The sequence below is a fragment of the Chryseobacterium pennae genome (assembly GCF_003385515.1).
In the GTDB taxonomy this organism is placed as follows: domain Bacteria; phylum Bacteroidota; class Bacteroidia; order Flavobacteriales; family Weeksellaceae; genus Chryseobacterium; species Chryseobacterium pennae.
In genome coordinates this window covers 14,018-32,666 of the sequence record NZ_QNVT01000027.1, presented here as the reverse complement: position 1 = coordinate 32,666, position 18,649 = coordinate 14,018, and the positions used below count along the sequence as shown (strand labels likewise).

At 36.0% G+C, this 18,649-nt stretch carries 17 protein-coding genes; 4 read left to right on the top strand and 13 right to left on the bottom strand.

Annotated elements, in window-relative coordinates; translation table 11 throughout:
- Positions 1 to 196 precede the first annotated feature (196 nt).
- The 6 genes from DRF65_RS22050 to DRF65_RS22025 all read right to left on the bottom strand — a co-directional run bounded on the left by DRF65_RS22050 (position 197) and on the right by DRF65_RS22025 (position 4,248).
- Positions 197 to 898 carry a LytR/AlgR family response regulator transcription factor gene (locus DRF65_RS22050; RefSeq protein ID WP_185148480.1) on the bottom strand — a complete coding sequence of 234 codons (702 nt, stop codon included), beginning with the start codon at positions 896 to 898 and terminating at the stop codon, positions 197 to 199.
- Positions 879 to 1,952, bottom strand: coding sequence for a sensor histidine kinase (locus tag DRF65_RS22045; protein ID WP_115972896.1), 1,074 nt, complete (start codon positions 1,950 to 1,952; stop codon positions 879 to 881). The genes DRF65_RS22050 and DRF65_RS22045 overlap by 20 nt, the downstream gene beginning before the upstream one ends.
- A gap of 163 nt (positions 1,953 to 2,115) precedes the next feature.
- On the bottom strand, positions 2,116 to 2,511 hold the full coding sequence (locus DRF65_RS22040; protein ID WP_115972895.1) for a DoxX family protein: 396 nt from the start codon (positions 2,509 to 2,511) through the stop codon (positions 2,116 to 2,118).
- A 444-nt stretch (positions 2,512 to 2,955) separates the two neighbouring features.
- Positions 2,956 to 3,459, bottom strand: coding sequence for a TlpA family protein disulfide reductase (locus DRF65_RS22035; RefSeq protein WP_228438884.1), 504 nt, complete (start codon positions 3,457 to 3,459; stop codon positions 2,956 to 2,958).
- A gap of 1 nt (position 3,460) precedes the next feature.
- Positions 3,461 to 3,889, bottom strand: a complete 429-nt coding sequence (locus tag DRF65_RS22030; protein ID WP_115972893.1) for a rhodanese-like domain-containing protein — start codon at positions 3,887 to 3,889, stop codon at positions 3,461 to 3,463.
- 83 nt (positions 3,890 to 3,972) lie between these two features.
- Positions 3,973 to 4,248: a hypothetical protein gene (locus tag DRF65_RS22025; RefSeq protein WP_115972892.1), complete on the bottom strand. Its 276-nt coding sequence runs from the start codon at positions 4,246 to 4,248 to the stop codon at positions 3,973 to 3,975.
- A gap of 126 nt (positions 4,249 to 4,374) precedes the next feature.
- Between DRF65_RS22025 and DRF65_RS22020 the strand changes: the two genes are divergently transcribed.
- The 3 genes from DRF65_RS22020 (at position 4,375) to DRF65_RS22010 (ending at position 8,094) form a co-directional block, all read left to right on the top strand.
- On the top strand, positions 4,375 to 5,475 hold the full coding sequence (locus DRF65_RS22020; protein ID WP_115972891.1) for an SMI1/KNR4 family protein: 1,101 nt from the start codon (positions 4,375 to 4,377) through the stop codon (positions 5,473 to 5,475).
- Positions 5,476 to 5,603: 128 nt separating this feature from the next.
- The gene (locus tag DRF65_RS22015; protein WP_115972890.1) at positions 5,604 to 7,268 is read left to right on the top strand and encodes an FAD-binding dehydrogenase; all 1,665 of its coding nucleotides are present in this window, start codon (positions 5,604 to 5,606) and stop codon (positions 7,266 to 7,268) included.
- A 22-nt stretch (positions 7,269 to 7,290) separates the two neighbouring features.
- The gene (locus DRF65_RS22010; RefSeq protein ID WP_115972889.1) at positions 7,291 to 8,094 is read left to right on the top strand and encodes an SDR family oxidoreductase; all 804 of its coding nucleotides are present in this window, start codon (positions 7,291 to 7,293) and stop codon (positions 8,092 to 8,094) included.
- A 98-nt stretch (positions 8,095 to 8,192) separates the two neighbouring features.
- Here the strand turns inward: DRF65_RS22010 and DRF65_RS22005 are convergent, their stop codons facing one another.
- On the bottom strand, positions 8,193 to 9,797 hold the full coding sequence (locus DRF65_RS22005) for a T9SS type A sorting domain-containing protein (RefSeq protein WP_115972888.1): 1,605 nt from the start codon (positions 9,795 to 9,797) through the stop codon (positions 8,193 to 8,195).
- A 280-nt stretch (positions 9,798 to 10,077) separates the two neighbouring features.
- On the opposite strand from DRF65_RS22005, the gene DRF65_RS22000 reads away from it, so the two are divergent.
- Complete coding sequence (locus DRF65_RS22000) at positions 10,078 to 11,001, top strand: alpha/beta hydrolase (protein WP_228438882.1); 924 nt, start codon at positions 10,078 to 10,080, stop codon at positions 10,999 to 11,001.
- Between the two features lie 180 nt (positions 11,002 to 11,181).
- On the opposite strand, the gene DRF65_RS21995 is transcribed toward DRF65_RS22000, so the two are convergent.
- The 6 genes from DRF65_RS21995 to DRF65_RS21970 all read right to left on the bottom strand — a co-directional run bounded on the left by DRF65_RS21995 (position 11,182) and on the right by DRF65_RS21970 (position 18,560).
- Complete coding sequence (locus DRF65_RS21995; RefSeq protein WP_115972887.1) at positions 11,182 to 11,982, bottom strand: phosphatase PAP2 family protein; 801 nt, start codon at positions 11,980 to 11,982, stop codon at positions 11,182 to 11,184.
- Between the two features lie 21 nt (positions 11,983 to 12,003).
- Entirely contained in the window at positions 12,004 to 14,421 is a 2,418-nt protein-coding gene (locus DRF65_RS21990; protein WP_115972886.1) for a TonB-dependent receptor domain-containing protein, read from the bottom strand.
- Positions 14,422 to 14,457: 36 nt separating this feature from the next.
- Positions 14,458 to 15,210 carry a COG4705 family protein gene (locus tag DRF65_RS21985; RefSeq protein WP_115972885.1) on the bottom strand — a complete coding sequence of 251 codons (753 nt, stop codon included), beginning with the start codon at positions 15,208 to 15,210 and terminating at the stop codon, positions 14,458 to 14,460.
- A gap of 114 nt (positions 15,211 to 15,324) precedes the next feature.
- A complete protein-coding gene (locus DRF65_RS21980; protein ID WP_115972884.1) occupies positions 15,325 to 16,359 on the bottom strand; it encodes a sulfite exporter TauE/SafE family protein in 1,035 nt (344 codons plus the stop codon).
- A 93-nt stretch (positions 16,360 to 16,452) separates the two neighbouring features.
- Positions 16,453 to 17,745, bottom strand: coding sequence for a sensor histidine kinase (locus DRF65_RS21975; protein ID WP_115972883.1), 1,293 nt, complete (start codon positions 17,743 to 17,745; stop codon positions 16,453 to 16,455).
- A 140-nt stretch (positions 17,746 to 17,885) separates the two neighbouring features.
- On the bottom strand, positions 17,886 to 18,560 hold the full coding sequence (locus DRF65_RS21970; RefSeq protein WP_115972882.1) for a response regulator transcription factor: 675 nt from the start codon (positions 18,558 to 18,560) through the stop codon (positions 17,886 to 17,888).
- Positions 18,561 to 18,649 lie beyond the last annotated feature (89 nt).

The following is an 18,649-nucleotide window of genomic DNA, read 5'->3' as shown; positions in this document are numbered from 1 at the left end:
TACTAAAATATGAGTAATGAGTTACGGAGATTGTTTTTGTTATTACTGGAATAAAATATATTACAGTATTTTAAATGATTTAAAATACTTTGGAAATCTGCAGCTTCCACAACTCCTGAATTGAAGGACTATACATTCCCCTCCTCTGAAGGGGTGGCAAAAATTCCTCTAATTTTTAACGGGGTGGTTTTAAATCCTACAAGTCAATAAATGGCTTGTAAGTCCGGCCAATAGGAAGCTTTTTGCCTTTAATCTGTACAACGGTTGCAGATTTTACTTCGATTTTTGGTTTGGAAATAATATAGGACTTATGAATACGGGTAAAGATATTCGGGTTTAGACTTGTCTCTATTTTACTGATTGGCATTTTAAAGGTAAATGTCTCTGTTTTAGTATGAATATGAATGTATTCCCTTAAACTTTCGATATAAAAAATGTCCTGTAGAATGATCTTAATCTGTTTCTTGCCACTGCTGATAAAAATATGATCGCGTTCAGCCATTTCCAGTAAGGCATCTTCAGCTTCCATTAAGTATTTAAATTTACCAACGGCTGTTACAAACCGTTCATAAGGAATAGGTTTCAGTAAATAATCTGCAATATTCAGTTCATATCCCTCTACTGCATATTGATGATAGGCTGTTGTTACAATCACAAATGGCGGATTCTTCAGCTGTTTCAAAAATTCAAAGCCTTTAACCACCGGGAGATGAAGATCTAAGAACATCAGATCTACTTTATGAATACTCAAAAGATTGCTTGCATGTACAGCATCAGAACATGTGCCTGTCAGATTCAGTTCCGGATCCCGGGAAATAAAAGTTTCGAGAATTTCTGCGGCAATGGGCTCGTCTTCTACAATAATACAGTTGTATTTTTTAGAGGTTGGATGTATCATTGAAATCAATTTTGAGTTGCACAATATATCGGTCAGTTTTATTCTCAACAGTTAGCCTGTGTTTAGGATAAAGCAGTTCAAGCTGGCGGCGGATATTTTTCAGTCCTATTTTAGTAGAATGCTGATGAGCTCTCTCTTCTTTGGAATTTTCAATAGAATAGGTAAGAATTCCGTCTGCCAGTTTAATATCAATGGTAATAAAAGACTCTCCCAGACTTTCGGAAACACCATGCTTAAAAGCATTTTCAACAAACTGAATCAGGATAAGCGGTGAAATTTCCTGAGAAGGATTATCAATGCTTTCCTGTAATTGCACACTAAGATGGTGATGTCTTATTTTCTGAATCTGTAAAAAATCCTTAATATTTTCAATATCTTTTTCTATGGAAATACTTTTTTCAGCCGCTTCATAGATATTGTACCGCATGATTTTGGAGAGCTGGAGAATTACATCAGGGGTTTCATCTGCCTTTTTAAGAGCCATTCCATAGATATTATTCAGAGTGTTAAACAGAAAGTGAGGATTGATCTGGGCTTTTAACATGGTAAGTTCCTGATCCAGTTTTTCCGATTTCAATTGAGAAATCTGTTCTTTCAGCATGTTTTTCTGTCTTGTAATTTCTACTCCGAAAACCAATCCAACCATAAAAATAAGATCCATAAAGGAATTGAAAGCCACCAGACCGTTGATAAATCCGGAAGGCTGCTTATCACCTAAAGTCTCAGTGACTCCATAGATATAAGGATAAATAATATAATGGGTAAAAAACCGATGTCCTAAAACGGCGAGTATAATAATCAGAATATAGAGAATACATTTAATAACCTTATTAAAATGAATCTTTTCATACACATACAATAATAAATAAGCAAGAGGAATTTTAATCAGAAGATACCCCAGTTCCAGAAGAAGGGTATTCTGAAGCCGTATCTGCCAAGTGAAATCCGGAAACTGGTATCTGGACCAGTAAAAGTCAAGATAGGCCTCCAGAATATAATACAATATCCAAAAAAGCAAATGAATCTGTACCTTGGATTTTATGATTGATTTCAAGCTTATTACGATTTAAAAGTACAAAGTAATATTGTTCAGTCAAATATAAAAATATAAAAGCTATAAAAACAGTTCTTTCATCTACAAACAACCTATAGGATTAATACAGTAATATCAAAAATGTTTTATTAATCCTTCTTAACAGTTCAAAATAAAGATCAAATTACAATATTTTTGTTGATCCTTTTTTTAAACGAACTTCAGGGTACACGAGATTGATAAAAGAAAATATCAAAAGAATATTAAATTCAATTCCATTGCTTCCGCCTCCTACCACAAACCAACCATTCCCCCAATGAATATAATAAATTCCAAAAATCAAAATGATAATATTACTGATGGCAACCGGTTGTATACAACGATCCAGCCAAAGTAATGGAACTGAAACAAGATGTGTCAGTTTTATAGCCCACGCAAGGTACAGTCCTATAGGCGCATAGCCTATGGTATTAAGATAATTGATTCCAAAATTATTAACATCGCCACTAAAAATAGAAATCACACTATGCATAAGTAAGATAACAGACAATGCAAATCTGAGGTAGAAGTTCTTTTTCATGAATCTAAGATAGATATCATGATGAAATATTTGTTTTTATTGTATATGAATTGCTTCTAACAGCATATGAAATTCTTTTCCATTTTTTGAAAATGAATATTCAAAGTATTCTAACCTGTTTTGTCTCTGATGGTTAACAAATATTTTCCTTTATTCATCTTCTATTATTAACTAATTGTTACTTATTTAAAAGCAAAGATTAACATATTAATTATTCCCTTAATTGTGATTTTTGTAAATTTATTCCTTACTTTTACCGCATTAATTCAAGAAATTAATAAAACTTGACCGAAAAAAACTTATCAATCGGGAACGTCTTCCCTCTATAACTTTCTGATTGATAACAACAGCTAAATCAGCTCCGATTCTAATGCACAAACAACTGTCAAAAAACAAAAAGAGTGGCCACCCTGACCACTCTTTTGTATCGTTATTCTTCCGATCTTAATTCTGACCTAAACTTTTCTTTAAAAATTCTTCAAGTTCCTTTTCATGTAGGTTTTTAGCGATGATGGTTCCTTCACCATCAATAATAACATTGAAAGGCAGTTCATCTATTTCATAGGCTTTTGCTACAGGGCTTTTCCAGAATTTTAAATCACTGATCTGTAGCCAGTTGATACTAAATCGATCAATCGCTTTCTGCCAGCTCTCTTTATTTTTATCCAGAGAAACACCCAGGATCTCAAATTTATTAGCTTTTACCTGATCAGAATAGGTGTCATATAGCTTTTTCAATTCCGGTTGCTCTCCTACACACGGAGCACACCAGGTGGCCCAGAAATCAACAAGAACCAATTTTCCCTTTAAGCTTGAAAGCGAAAATGGAGATCCATCTGCTTGAGACATTACTATTTCAGGAGCCTTCTTCCCTACTTCTATCTTATTTTGAGCGAAGGTACATCCTGAAAACAGGATTAAAAATAATAGTATACAACTCGTTTTCATATTAATCATTTGTTGGATAATCTTTATCCAGCCAATCGGTTTTTATGTTTTTAGGAAGATTTAAAAGTTGAGCATTTTTAAAACCCATTTCCATCAATAAATTAAATGCAGGACGAATATTCGGGCATTTTACGAAAGGACAGCATCCGCAATAGATTACAATTTCCTTATTTTTAGGAATATCTTTAAGATAAGTTCTTAATTTTTCCAGATTCTCAGGCTCATGAGTAGGGCCAATATCTACAGAACCTTTGATAATTGCTTCAGGCCCTACAGAAATGATTAATAAATCCTTGGTTTTGTGTTTTACAATTCTGGAGGCCAATAATGCCGGATCCATCAGCTGACTATCTTTCCACGGATTCTGTGCTTGCTGTGCCTGGCTGAAGATGGAACAGACAAAGCACACCATCATAAACAAATACTTCATACTTCTATTTTTCACAAATATATAAATGATTTGTTGAATTTTAAAGGAGTTCAGGTCTATATTTTCCGATAATTACCAGTGTTTTAGAGGGTTTTATTCTTTTTAGGAGTGATATGGATGACATTAGCTGCTCCCGGTTCAATGATCAATCGGGTTCCGGAACCTCTCTCCTGTTCCCTACCGTGAATAGCAGAACCGGTTGCTAAGGTCAGTTTTCCTTGAAAAACAGGATGTGGCGGGGTTAGTGATATTTCAATATCCTCTTCTTCGAGCTGTATAATAATGGATGCAGCATCAATGCTGTGGCGGGTTCCGTCTTTATCTACTGCAAATATTGGATAAGGTTTAGTTTCTTCCATTGTAATATGATTTTTTACAAAGATAAAACTTCAGATGAATTTCTCTTTTTTGTATTTTAGTAGAGAAAAACAAATCATAGTAAGGCTTAGCTATGATTTAAGGTAACTTAAAAGTATTTTTATTCTATGAAAATGAATCCTCCTGAGCACTGGGCAAATTTTATTAAGGCTTTTACTAAAAAATACAAAGACGAGATTATTTTTGATGTAGTCCGTGTGTTTCGTACAGTAGAAGAGATACAGGAACGTTATGATACTTATGAATTTGAGGAATATATTTCCGAATATCTCCCGGTGGCAGACGATTCCGGTGGGCAGGTTGCTGTTATTTCCAAAGATGCAGGAAATACAAAAGTGTACCTGAGTTCATATGGAGTATTGCAGGAAAAAGATTTTGAAGTACTGGATCGCGATCTGATGCACTGGATGCAGCGGAAATTTCCTTTTGAAAGAAAACAGAATGCCGTTTCGGAGGCTAGCCTTGAGAGAAAGCAAAATGAAAATACCATTTTAGCTCAAAAAATAGCTTCTTTCCCCTCTATTCTGCAGTTTTTGAAAGAACCAGCCATTATTGAAGGACTTGCGTTGCCGGAAAATTATACTTCTGCAGAACATATTTATTATTTTCAGGATGGATATCATTATAACTCAGTAGAAAATAAAGACCTGACGAGTGATGCTCCGGGAGAATTTAAATCAGATTGGATTGTTCTGGCTTCCAATTATTTTGCAGATCCTTTTTTTATTGATCTAAATGAGGCTAAAGATGATTTTCCGGTCTATTTCGCCTATCACGGTCAGGGAGTTTGGGAACCTGTAAAAATAGCCGAAAGTTTAAGTACATTTCAGGAAATACTGCAGGAAATACAGAATCTAAGATTTGATAAAGAAGCATTAATTCAATATTTTGATGAAAATATAGATCTGGAAAATCCTTTATGGAAAGAAGTCTATACAAGTATTGAAGAGGAAGAAGAGGAAGAATCAATAGAAACTTATGAATCAATAGGATCAGAAGTCAATTTGTATATTACGGATATAGGACCCAATAAAATGAAGGTTATTGCATTACTGAAGAAACAATTCGGACTCTCAGGATCAGAAGCTCTTGAACTCAGTAAAAAACCTAAAATATTATTCAGCACCGGATACAAAAAATGGTTAGAATATGACCGTAAACAACTGGAAGATCTTGGTGCCATAATTGAATTTGAAACTTTGGATTAAATTTTTCAATATTGTAAGTCTCTGGTATCTCAATAATTTCTTATTGTTTTTGAAAGGGTTGTATCTATTTAAATACAAATATTTTATACATTTATATAAAGTATTGCGAATCAAAAAAACACTTTATCATGGAAGAAAAATTCCAGCCAGATGCGATTGTCATAGGATCCGGATTGGCAGGACTTACAGCAGCAATGGAAATTACAAATGCTGGGAAAAAAGTACTGCTTCTGGATCAGGAAACTGAACAGAATATTGGTGGACAGGCTTTCTGGTCATTCGGGGGACTTTTCCTGATTAATTCACCCCAGCAACGGCGAGTGGGAATTAAAGATTCTTATGAATTGGCTTTACAGGACTGGAAAGGGACTGCAGGTTTTGATCGTGATGAAGATTATTGGCCCCGGAAATGGGCAGAAGCCTATCTTAAATTTGCTGCAGGGGAAAAGTATGAGTACATTTCCAAAATGGGCATCAGACTGATGTTTATGGTAGGTTGGGCAGAACGTGGTGACGGATCTGCCAGCGGGCACGGAAACTCTGTCCCCCGTTTTCATGTAAGCTGGGGAACCGGTACAGGAGTAATAAAACCTTTTGTGGAAAAAGCATATGAAGCCAAAGAAAAAGGGCTACTGCAAATGAAATTCCGGCACAGAGTGACGGAACTGACTGTAGAAAACAGAAAAGTAACCGGTCTGAAAGGTGATATTCTCGAAAATGATACTCAGGAAAGAGGAGTTGCTACCAATAGAAACATCATCTCCCAATTTGAATATTCTGCACCTCACATTATCATTGCCTCAGGAGGTATCGGTGCCAATCATGAATTGGTAAGGAAAAACTGGCCCGAAAGACTGGGAACTCCACCCGAAAATATGGTTTGTGGTGTTCCGGCCTATGTAGATGGTAAAATGATTGGTATTGCTGAAAATGCAGATGCCAGTATTATCAATCGCGACCGGATGTGGCATTACACAGAAGGGTTACAAAATTGGGCGCCCATCTGGCCCAATCATGGAATCCGGATATTGCCGGGACCTTCCTCATTATGGTTTGATGCTAAGGGAAATCGTCTCCCCGCTCCTTTTCTTCCAGGATTTGATACGCTGGGAACGTTGAAATACATTCAGGATACAGGATATTCCTATTCCTGGTTTATTCTGACCCAAAAAATCATCAAAAAAGAATTTGCTCTATCCGGTTCAGAACAGAATCCGGATATTACCAATAGAGACTATGCTCTTTTTCTGAAGAGAATTTTTGGAAAGAAAGCTCCCGGCCCTGTTGAAGCCTTTAAAGAACATGGTAAGGATTTCATTGTATCAGATAATCTGAAAGATCTGGTAGAGAAAATGAATCTGCTGACTGGCAATCAACTTCTGAACTATGAAAAAATAAAATCCCAAATCGAAGCCAGGGACAGAGAACTGGACAATAAGTTTTCAAAAGATACGCAGATTAACTACATCAGAAGCACCAGAAGTTACCTGGGAGATAAGCTTGGAAGAGTTGCTGCTCCCCATAAGATCCTCTCTTCTGAAAACGGACCTTTGATTGCGGTAAGGCTGAATATTTTAACCAGAAAAACACTTGGCGGAATAAAAACCAATCTGAACGGACAGGTTTTAAGAGATGATGACAGTATCATTGAAGGACTTTATGCAGCAGGGGAAGTGGCAGGATTTGGAGGTGGCGGAATGCATGGTTACCGGGCCTTGGAAGGAACATTTCTCGGTGGGTGTATTTTCTCAGGAATGAAAGCCGGAAAGTATATTGCCGGATTAAAAGAATAATTCAAATGGATAAAAGCACAGAATGAGCAATTATTATAACGATAAAGTAATCTGGATTACAGGAGCATCTTCAGGAATTGGGGAAGCCCTGGTAAAAGAATTGGTACAAACAAGCAATGCTAAAATTATTCTTTCCTCAAGAAATGAAGAACAGCTTTATGAAGTGGCAGAGAGTGCCGGGCTTACCGTTAACCGGTATACTATAATTCCTTTAGATCTGAAGAACTATAAAGAAATGCCTGAAATAGCATCCAAAGCCAAGGCTGCATTTGGAAAAATAGATATTCTGATTAATAATGCAGGATTATCACAACGTTCTCTGGCTATGGAAACCGATATAGAAGTAGATAAACGCTTAATGGATGTTGATTTTATAGGGACAGTGGCATTAACCAAAGCCGTGGTTCCTTATATGATTCAAAATAAAGGCGGACAGATTGCTGTAGTTTCAAGCCTTATGGGAATATTCGGAGCTCCGATGCGCAGTGGTTATGCAGCTGCAAAACATGCACTTCATGGTTTTTTTGATGCTCTCCGCGCAGAATTATATGCTCAAAACATTTCAATAACGATAATCTGCCCTGGGTTTATACAAACCAATATATCCATTCATGCAGTAACCGGTGACGGATCAAAACAAGGAACAATGGACGATGCTACCAATAACGGAATGCCTGTGGATATTTTCGCCAAAAAAATGCTGTATGCCATTGAAAAAAAGAAAAATCAAAAAGCCATTGGTGGCAAAGAAATATTAGGAGTTTATCTGAAAAGGTTCTTCCCTGCGCTGTTAGCAAAAATCATCCGAAAAGCAAAAGTAGTCTGAAAGAAAATTTTAGAATGAATGAGATAAGGATGCAGTTTATAATATAAAACCCCACACTTGAAGTGTGGGTTTTATTTGGGTCAATATTTAATGTAAAATTATTCTATAATGAATTTTTTAGTTATTTTTTGTGTACCACCTTGTACGGTTAAAAAATAAACTCCTTTTTCAAGATGACTTGTATTAATTTTTGTTCTTAGTCCTTCTAATTTCTGCTGATGCACTGTTTTTCCTAACATATCTGTAATCACAACCTGCATAGAAGGGGTAAAATAATCAACCTTTAAGGTAATATAATCTTTTGCCGGATTAGGGAAAACATTAGCTGTAACTACAATATCTTTCGAAACCTCGTTTGTTGCCAGATTCTCCGGAGCGAGTTTTACTACCCAGACATCATCATTTCCTTGATTAACGGTTAGATCACCATTGTTTGAATTAGAACCTCCGGCAATTATATATCCCCCATCTGCTGTTTGAATAACAGAGTTTGCATCATCAACTCCTGATCCTCCCAAGCATTTTTGCCATTGAATATTTCCTGTAGCACCCAGTTTTACAGCCCAATAATCATAAGAAGAAGGCACTTCTCCTGAACCTGAACCTGTAGATGGATGATATCCTGTCACCTGGCCGTCATTTGAAGCTGTACTTCCTACAACCAAATACCCGCCATCATTTGTCTGAATGACAGAAGAGGCAAAGTCAGCTTTGCTTCCCCCCAAAGCTTTTTGCCATTGAATATTTCCTGTGGCATCTATTTTTACAACCCAGTAATCAGTTCCATCATGATTTCCGGTTACATCTCCGTCATTAGAAAATGCATGACCTGCTACAATAAACCCTCCATCTGAAGTTTTTGCAAGAGATGTTGCTAAGTCCTGGTGTGAGCCACCTAAAGATTTTTTCCAGTAAATTACTCCACCATCTGAATTCAGTTTTATGATCCAATAATCTTTCCCTCCATGGTTTTCTGTTACATCACCATTATTGTTTTCGGCATATCCGGCAACTACGTATCCGCCATCTGTAGTCTGAACAACAGAACCGGCCCGGTCATCTCCTGTTCCCCCTAAAGATTTTTTCCATTGAACATTTCCATCCGAATTTATTTTTACGATCCAATAATCTATATAACCATTATTTCCGGGTACATCACCGGTATTATTTGAAGAAGAACTTCCCACAAATATATATCCACCATCTGTTGTTGGGACTATTTCATTGATTGTATCATAATTTGTTCCTCCAAAAGCTTTTTTCCAATAAGTAACGCCGGCATCAGAATTTAATTTTAAAACCCATCCATCCGTAAACCCATGATTGCCTGTCACATCACCATTGTTTGAATCAGAATTTCCGGCAACCACATATCCACCATCTGTAGTCTGAATAACTGAAGTGGCTCTGTCATCTCCAGTTCCTCCAAAAGTTTTTTGCCATTGAAGACCTCCTGTAGAATTTAATTTTAAGAGCCAGTAATCTGAATTTCCGTGATTTCCGGTAACATGACCGTTAGTTGAGTTAGACGATGCAGCAATCATATATCCACCATCTGCTGTCTGTATGATAGAACTTGCATAGTCACTTCCGGTGCCTCCAAAAGATTTTTGCCACTGTATGGACGGAGCTTGTGCCATAGCAAAGCCCGAAAAAAAAATACCGGCCAATACAGGTAGTGTTTTTTTGTAATTGAATTTCATGGTTTTTTTAGTTTATTTGAATTAGAAAGAGTAAAAATATAATTTGTAAAGGAATAAACATTCATATTTTAAAATTTTTTAACGTCATTGTTGGATTAATAATTCTGAATGTAAATTAATCTTGTTTTAAAATAAACACTAGGTCTTTCGAAACCTGAAGGTTTTCCTATCAGTAAAATGTATCCGTTTTCAGGTAATATGTTTACCTGCTTTGAAAATGAATGCCTGTACATTTGTATCATAAAATAATCACAGTGTTAATCACTAAAAAACAAGTATTATGATTCAATCAGTAACATTCAAAAATCTTAACTGGGACGTTGCAGCAGATCTCTATTTCCCTCCTAATTTTGACGAAAATAAAAAATATGCAGCCATCATTAGTGCACATCCAATAGGAAGCTGTAAAGAACAAACTTCCGGAAATGTGTATGGACAGGCATTGGCAGATGCAGGATTTGTAGTGCTGGCATTTGATGCATCATTTCAGGGAGCGAGTGGCGGAGATATCCGTTTCATTGAAGATCCCACATTAAGAGTGGAAGATTTCCGTTGTGCCTGCGATTATCTTGTAACCCTTCCCTATGTAGATGAAAAACGTATCGGGGTATTGGGAATTTGTGGTGGCGGTGGTTATGCAATCAACGCAGCTATGACAGAACGTCGTATCAAGGCTGTAGGAAGCATTACAGGAGCTAATTATGGAAGACTTTGGAGAGAAGCATTCGGAAACTGGAACCCTATTGATGCGTTGGAGAAGATTGCGGAACAACGTACAGCAGAAGCAAGAGGAGCAGAAAGACGTATTGACCAATTTTTACCACCATCTGTAGAAGCTGGGGAATCAGCTGGAATCAAGGATATTGATGTATTGGAAGCTACAGAATATTACAAAACCTCAAGAGGGGAAAAACCACACGGAGCAACCAGCTATCTATATTCCCGAAGCAGTGCCGCAGTAAGCTGGGATGCTTTTTATCTTGCAGAGGTATTACTCACACAACCATTAATGGTAGTAATTGGGGATAAGCCCGGAGGTTTTGGAGCGTACAGAGATGGCCTGGAGATTATGAGAAGAGCCAGATCAGAGAAAAAGGAACTTGTGATTGCGGAAGGATGGTCACATTACGAACTGTATGATCAGCCGGAGCCTGTAAAAATAGCATTGGATAAATTGATCCCTTTTTACATGGAAAATTTGTAATATATTATCCATCAATAGACAATGTTTTTAGTTTGAAAGAATATGAATCGGCGGCCACAGGCCGCCGATTCACTTTATCAATAAATTAAATGCTTCATTCAAATTTATTTGAATCTTAACTTTAAGATCAATATCCTTAATGGTTAAAAATTAACAAACGTTCAGCAACAAAAGGTTGATTCAGAAATTTTTAACCAATCCTATTCCTATTATTTTATTTTGATAGAAAGGCATAACCATGGTAGAACTTGAGAGGGGTTTAGCTTTATTCTTTCCACGAAGGATAGTATCGATCCTTGGGAAAAGCCAGTAAGCCAGTTCTGTAGAGAGAATTCCAAAGCCGGCGCCTGCAACTACGTCTCCCAGCCAGTGTTTGTCATTCAGCATCCGGTATACTCCTGTAAAAATGGCAAACGGATATCCGGAAAGGCTAAGCCAGAAATTGGTATCTTTATATTCCCTGAACATAAACTGGGCAGAAGAAAATGCTGTGGCAGAGTGCCCGGAAGGAAAGAAAAGGGTGTTTGACTGATCGGGTCTCTCTTCTTTGACAAGGTATTTTAAAGGCATGGTAAATGCCGCAGAAATCAGTTGTGAAGAAGCATAAATAATAGTACGGTCTCTTAGATTATGTTTTCCTTTTATTCCTATGGTATTCAATCCGTATACCATTACTGCAGGAACATATTGGGTATAATTATCCAGGTTCATTGGTGCCGGCTGATGTTCATTAATCTCTGTACGGGTAGAAAAATTAAGTTGTTTGAGCTTATCTGTTGTTAAGCCTGCTACTCCATACGCAATGAATGCTGTAGGAAGAATCAGACTTTTATAATTCAGCTTACTTGTATGGATACCAGACAAACTATCTTTTTTAGACTCATCAGCCATAATAGTATCATTATTCTGAGCATTGATTTTACTGATAACAGAGGTGAAAATCAATAGATAAATGAGTAATTTTTGACAGGACCTTTTCATTTTACTTAGATTGTTTTTATATTAAAACTTATAGCTGTATCCCAGTCTTACAACCTGGGTTTCATAATAATCATTGCTGGTATATGCAAACCCCATCCCTTGAATATTTTTCTTAATAAGCATTGTGTTGAGGAGATCAGAGGCATTTAAGAAAAGCTCCCCTTTTCCTTTCTGAATTGCTTTTTTCAACCCAATATCCATGGTAAACCTTTCTTTTATTTTTCCCTGAGGAATAACATCCGGGGCCAGATAAACAGCTGTAAGCTGAATATTCAGTCCTTTTGAAAAACGAAAGATGTTATTCAGCTTTATATTTCCGGAAACAGCGTTCTGCATGTCTGCTGAAAATATATTAGGCTGAGGATATAGATTTTGAACTGTAAATGCATTGATCTGGTTACGATAGATATTTCCATTGATATTGAATGAGTAGACATCCGAAACCTTTTGATTCCAGATTGCTTCTAATCCTGTATTATAGCTTTTACCGGCATTTTGAAAAATCGCATAGATCAGATTACTGCATGGTACAATACTCGAGATCCGGGTAATTGTTCCATTGGCAAAGCGATGATATATGGCAGAATATAAATATCCATTATCCCAATTATATTTATATCCCAATTCAATAGAGTTGGTAAATTGTGGCCTTAATGCCGGATTTCCAACCTTAATGATTTCGGCATCATCATATTTTGGAAATATTCTGATATCCACTTCATTCGGACGGTCTACTCTCCTGTTATAGAACACTGAAAACTTGTTATGGTCATTCAGTTTATAGGCTAGTCTAAAATTGGGAAATGGCTGAGTATAATGGTATCCATCACTTTTATACGTTGGATGATTAGGATTCACATCATATTCAATTCTTACATATTCCAGCCTTAGCCCAAGCTCAGCCTCCCATTTTTCATTCTCAAAAATATAGTTTCCATAAACAGCAGGAATAAATTCTTTATAGTCAGCTTTACCACCGGCAGATGCATCCAGTACTGAATTTGTTCCGGGAATAAAGTTCATATTGGTAGGAATACTTCTGCTTCTCAGTTTAATACCTGTTTCAATTCTGCCATATTTTAAAGGCTTTATATAATCTACATTGAAATCATAAACCTGTTCATCTGATAAGAGTTTGAAAGCATCAGTTCCGGTAGATGCCGGTAAATAATTATCATAGAAATATTTTTCATCCTCCCTGTGAAAAGTATAATTGAATCCAACATTTAATAAATGACCTGCTTCTTTAAATTTATGCTGATAAGAAGCACTCCCCATTATGGTCGTTTTCAGCTCATCTTCCAGAAATTGCCACAAACGAAGGCGCTGAGACTTATCTCCATTGAAAAATGGCTGATCTCCACGATCTATAATTTTTTCACTTCCGTACATTCCTGAAATAGTTAAAGTATTCTGGGCGTCAATATTCCAGTCTAATCCTGCTTTTGTGTTAAAGAAGTTGGTATTTCTGTTTCTTTTCAATTGAGAGTTAATAACCGTTCCGTTATCGTAAGTACGGGTTACAAATTCATTTTTATTGAGAGTTTCTGTGTATAAATTATCAGCCTGTAGAAATAGATTGATCTTATTTTTTCTGTAATTAAGAGAAAGAGACGGATTAATTTTTGGAGTCAGTGTATATTGAGGCCTGATGGTTGGCAAGTTGTCTTTTCTTACCCACAATGAGCCCAGACCTGCTGTAAACCCTATTTTTCCGTTCCAGCCATTCTGTTTGTTTTTCTTCATGATAATATTGATGATTCCAGCATTTCCGTTGGCATCATACTTTGAAGAAGGATTGTTGATAATCTCAATCTTCTCAATGGCTGAAGACGGAATATTATCAAGTCCGGTCTGGCTTCCAAATCCCGTAAGGGCGGTCTGCTTACCATCAATAAGAACGGTTACCTTATCATTTCCTCTCAATTGTACTTTTCCGTCCTGTACAGTAATCCCGGGAAGATTCTGCATACTCTGCAATACTGATCCTCCACTTTGGCTGATATTATCCGCTACAGAATAGGTTTTTTTATCAAGTTTGTTATCCAGTTCATTTTTTTTAGAAGCAGATATAACGACTTCTTCAATTGTTGTTTCTTTTTCTTGTTTTTGATTGAGTTCTATCGGCGGAATTTCTAAAAACTCAGAAAGGCCTCCAATAAAAACAGATTGTTTATGCGTATTATATCCTGCGATGGAAGCCTCCAGTAAGTAATGATCTGGTTTAACTCCGCTAATAGAAAACCTTCCCTCTTCATTGGTAATTGTTCCGGCAACAAATGCTGTATCTTTTTCCTTTTTTAAAATTATATTGGAATAAGGAATGGCTTCCTTATCCTTAGTGGTTACTTTTCCGGAAAAGGTGACTGAACTGACTTGTGCGGTCACCATAGAAGAAATAGCAACGGTTGGGAAAAGTAAAAATTTTGATCTGTTCATTATAATTGGGGCTTTAATTACTTATTGTATAAAATTTCAGTTTTGAAGATTAGGTTCGTTAATTTGTTTTCTTTGCGAAATAAAAATCATTACGATCATTAAGGCTAGAGATACCAAAGAAGCATTGATTGTTCCCAGATCAAGACCTCCTTTTGTAAGAGGTTTAGTCAAAAGGTCTCCAAAAGTAGCTCCAAACGGTCTGGTCAATACAAAGGCGATCCAAAACAAAACCACATGATTGATCTTTGTAAAATAATGGAGCAGTACAACAATCAGAATGATCAGTCCGGTAATCAAAGCTCCCGTCATATATCCAAGTCCTAAATTATCACTCAAAAAATCCCCAAATGCAGTTCCAAGGCTATTGGAGAATAATATAGCGGTCCAGTAATAGAATTCTTTATTTCTTTCAAATAGGGGGAATACCTCAAGATTACGATACTTTTTATACCATAAAAAAAGCGAAAGTAAAAGCCCGGAAAGAAGTATCAGGCTTCCTGTTAAATATCCGGCTTTCAATGTTCTGTCAATAAAATCTGAAATTTCCGTTCCCAGTGTGGTTGTTGCGATGATAACCAACCAGTACACAGCCGGGATATATTTTTTGACGCTGAGTTGTATTGATAATATAAAGATGAAAAAGAATAAGGTAATGAGGATTCCTTTCGTGTAACCCAAATTCAGGGTCATGGAAATAAAATCACCAAGGGTCTCTCCTAAAGTGGTCGCTACAATTTTCATAAGCCAGAAAAGGATAGTGACTGCTGCTACTTTATTTGCCGTTCTCATTGTATTTATTTTCTTATTGGGTTAAAATATTCAGAAGGATAAATTGTGTCAATCTGCGAAAAACTCCATGGTAAAACACTGTTTATCTATATTTTATAATTCAGAATTATACTATTAAGCTTTAAATTTTGTAAGCACATTGCCTTTATAACAATAAAACTCATGAGAGGTCTTCTTTCCTAATACATATACTTTTTCAATACGAACCTCATCGTAATGTTCTATGAGGGTATGATACTTTTCTTTCAGATGTCCGGACAGTTCCTCAGGCTGTACATTTTTCTCTATTTCTATTCCTTCTTGACCTTTATATTCAAGAACCATCCGGGTGTTTCTCCAGGACATTGTATAAACATTTTTATGCCTGGTGGATGAAGAATTAATCACAATCTGATCCTGCTGGATAATCTTTCCTGAAGTACTTGTCATTAAAATGATCCCGGAAACAACCATAGCCCCATACCCTATCTTTTTAAACAGGTTTTCACTCAGATGCGGCAGAATATATTTCACGGTATAAGAAGAAAGAATAGCGGCTACTGCAATCGCAATTCCTAACCAAAGAGCAGTATTGGAATATAGTCCTAATGAAATATAAATGATAAGTTTAATAAGATGAAGAAAAATTTCATTAGCCGCACGGGTTGCTACAATTTCCTCTTTTTTAAGTCCGAATTTTAAGTAAAAACGGTTAAAAAGCAATCCTACAGCTCCTGTAATCCCCGAAATAAAACCTGCAGAGAAACCAATAAGAGCCAATGCTGATTTTGGATATTCTTTTCCTGTTTCTTCAATTTTATTTTTAGAGGCAAAAAGCTGCGGCAGATTGGCGATCAGGAAGAATGCTACCATTAGTTGCAGATAATTGGGGTTTACATATTTAATCAGATAGGCACCCAACAGAACAGCCGGAATAGAAAACGGAACAAACCATAAAAATATCTTCCAGTTAATATGTTGTTTAAATACAGCAATTCGGGAAGCTGAACTTGTAAAGGTTCCAATCGTTAGAGAAAAAGGAACCAGTGAGGTAGGAAGCAAAAGATTCAGGATCGGAATCAGAATAAGGCTTGCACCACCTCCACAGATAGCGCTGATCCAGAATGCAAGAATAGTTCCTGCGAATAAAAAAGCAATTTTTAAAATCATTTCTAAATAAAATTTACACTTCAGTACCTAATATTTTCAGTACAAAGATGCCCTCCGATTTAGAATTAATTTTGAATTTTTAAAATTTAAATGTTAAGAAAATAATAAACTAACAGAAAAAATATGATGTCCATTTTCAAATCTGTAATTGATTGTCCAGTGATGAAATTTGCAGATTTCCTGGATAATAAATAAACCAAGCCCACTTCCATTAGTATCCGCAGATAATTTTGAAAACCTTTTAAATAATAATTCTCCATTCAGCTCTTGAGCTCCTGAATTAGAAACTTCGAACACAGAATTCATTAATTGAATAGAAATTGTGCCCCCAAAAGCAGTATGGCGGATCGCATTGATGATAAGATTATTTATCATAATCTCTGTAAGGCTGCTGTTGCCATTTACCTTAATAGGGATTATATTTTTCTCTACAGATATGTTTTTCTGTTCAAAATGTTCCTCAAGAATATCAATACTTTGAAGAAGCATCTGGTCAAATGAAATAGTTTCAGAATTATCAAACTGATGATTATCTATTTTAGCAAGTAATAACAGATTTTTATTAATACGGGAACTTCTTGTAAGTGCTTTGTTCATATCCTCAACAATCTCATACCGTTTTTCAGTAAGATCCTGATCCTGTAACAAAAGATCCAGTTTATTTTTAATGATAGCCAATGGAGTCTGCAGTTCATGGGATGCATTTTCAGTAAACTCTTTCTGGCTTTTATAGACAGAGATATTACGTTCTATAAGCTTTTGAACAGATTGATTCAGCTCTTGAAATTCCATAGTGTCAGAAGTTGGAAATTCAATTTTACTTTGATTGTTAAGGTTAAAAGTTTTAAGCTGATTAAGCGTATCCCTGAAAGGTTTCCAGATGGATGCAGAAAACTTCCTGTTCAGGTAAAGAAGCCCTACCAAAATGACCACAAAGAAGAATATCGTGATCATCGCAATGATACCAATTGTTTCATGAGACTCTTCAATATTGGTCTCTACTGTAAACAGATAAGGTTTTCCATGGATATACACTACCTTTTTCAGGCATCGGTAGCGTTCTTTTTTTTGTTCGGAAATAAATGGCAGATGTTTTTCCGAAATATAAACGCTGTCTTTCCTTATCTGGTTCTGGGTGATTCTTTCAATATCTGTTTCGGGCTGAATATGGTTCCAAAGATCGATACTCCGTTCCAGATTTTCATCAGAAAGCTTTAAATGATTGAATTTATAAGCCGTTTTCTCTACAATAATCTGATTATGCTCATCCAGTTCATTCTGCCAAATGGAGTCCACTACAAAATAATACACGGGAATACTTATCATCAGAACAATAAGTACATAGATAATAAAAGGTTTGGTGGTTTTGCTTAGTAGAGGTTTCAAATTGTATGGTTCAAGGTTTAAAGCTGATCGTTTGAATCGTTTTTACTCTTTGCAATTTAGCATTTTATTTAAGGGGTAAAAATTTGAAAATAGACTGTCATCTGTATCCTTTCAATCATAGCAGGAATATACTTTCTAACCTACGCTTCCCATTTATACCCCGTTCCATATACAGTCTTCAAATAATGTTCACAACCTGCATCATATAGTTTTTTCTTAAGGTTTTTCACATGGGCGTATACAAAATCATGATTATCAAGCATATCAGCAAAATCACCGGAAAGATGTTCTGCCAGTGTACTTTTAGAGATTACTTTGTTTTTATTTCCTATAAAATAGATTAAAAGGTCAAATTCTTTTTTGGTTAAAGAAACAGTTTCATCATTCACGGCTACCGTTTTCGCCAGAAGGTCGATCTGAAGTTCATTTTGTCTGACCACATTAGAACTACTGAACTGCTTTCTACGAATAATGGAATACACCCTTGCCATAAGCTCAGAAAGGTGAAAAGGCTTGGTAAGATAATCATCAGCTCCCAGCTTCAGACCTTCAATCTTGTCATCCAGAGCATTTTTGGCAGAAATAATAATAACACCATCCTCCTTATTTCGCTTTTTTAATTCCTCCAGAATCTTAAGACCATTCCCATCAGGAAGCATAATATCCAGTAAGATACAGTCATAGTCGAACATTTCTATTTTATTTATGGCTTCACTGAAGGTAACTGCATTTTCACAGAGGTAATTTTCCAAAGATAAATATTCGGAAATACTTTTGGCGAGTTCTGCTTCGTCTTCAACAATTAGAATTTTCATGCGATAAATCTAAGATTAAATTTTGAAGAAATTTTGAACGCTAAAAAACAATAACTATAAGTTGTCATAATGAGGATTATAATTAGGTA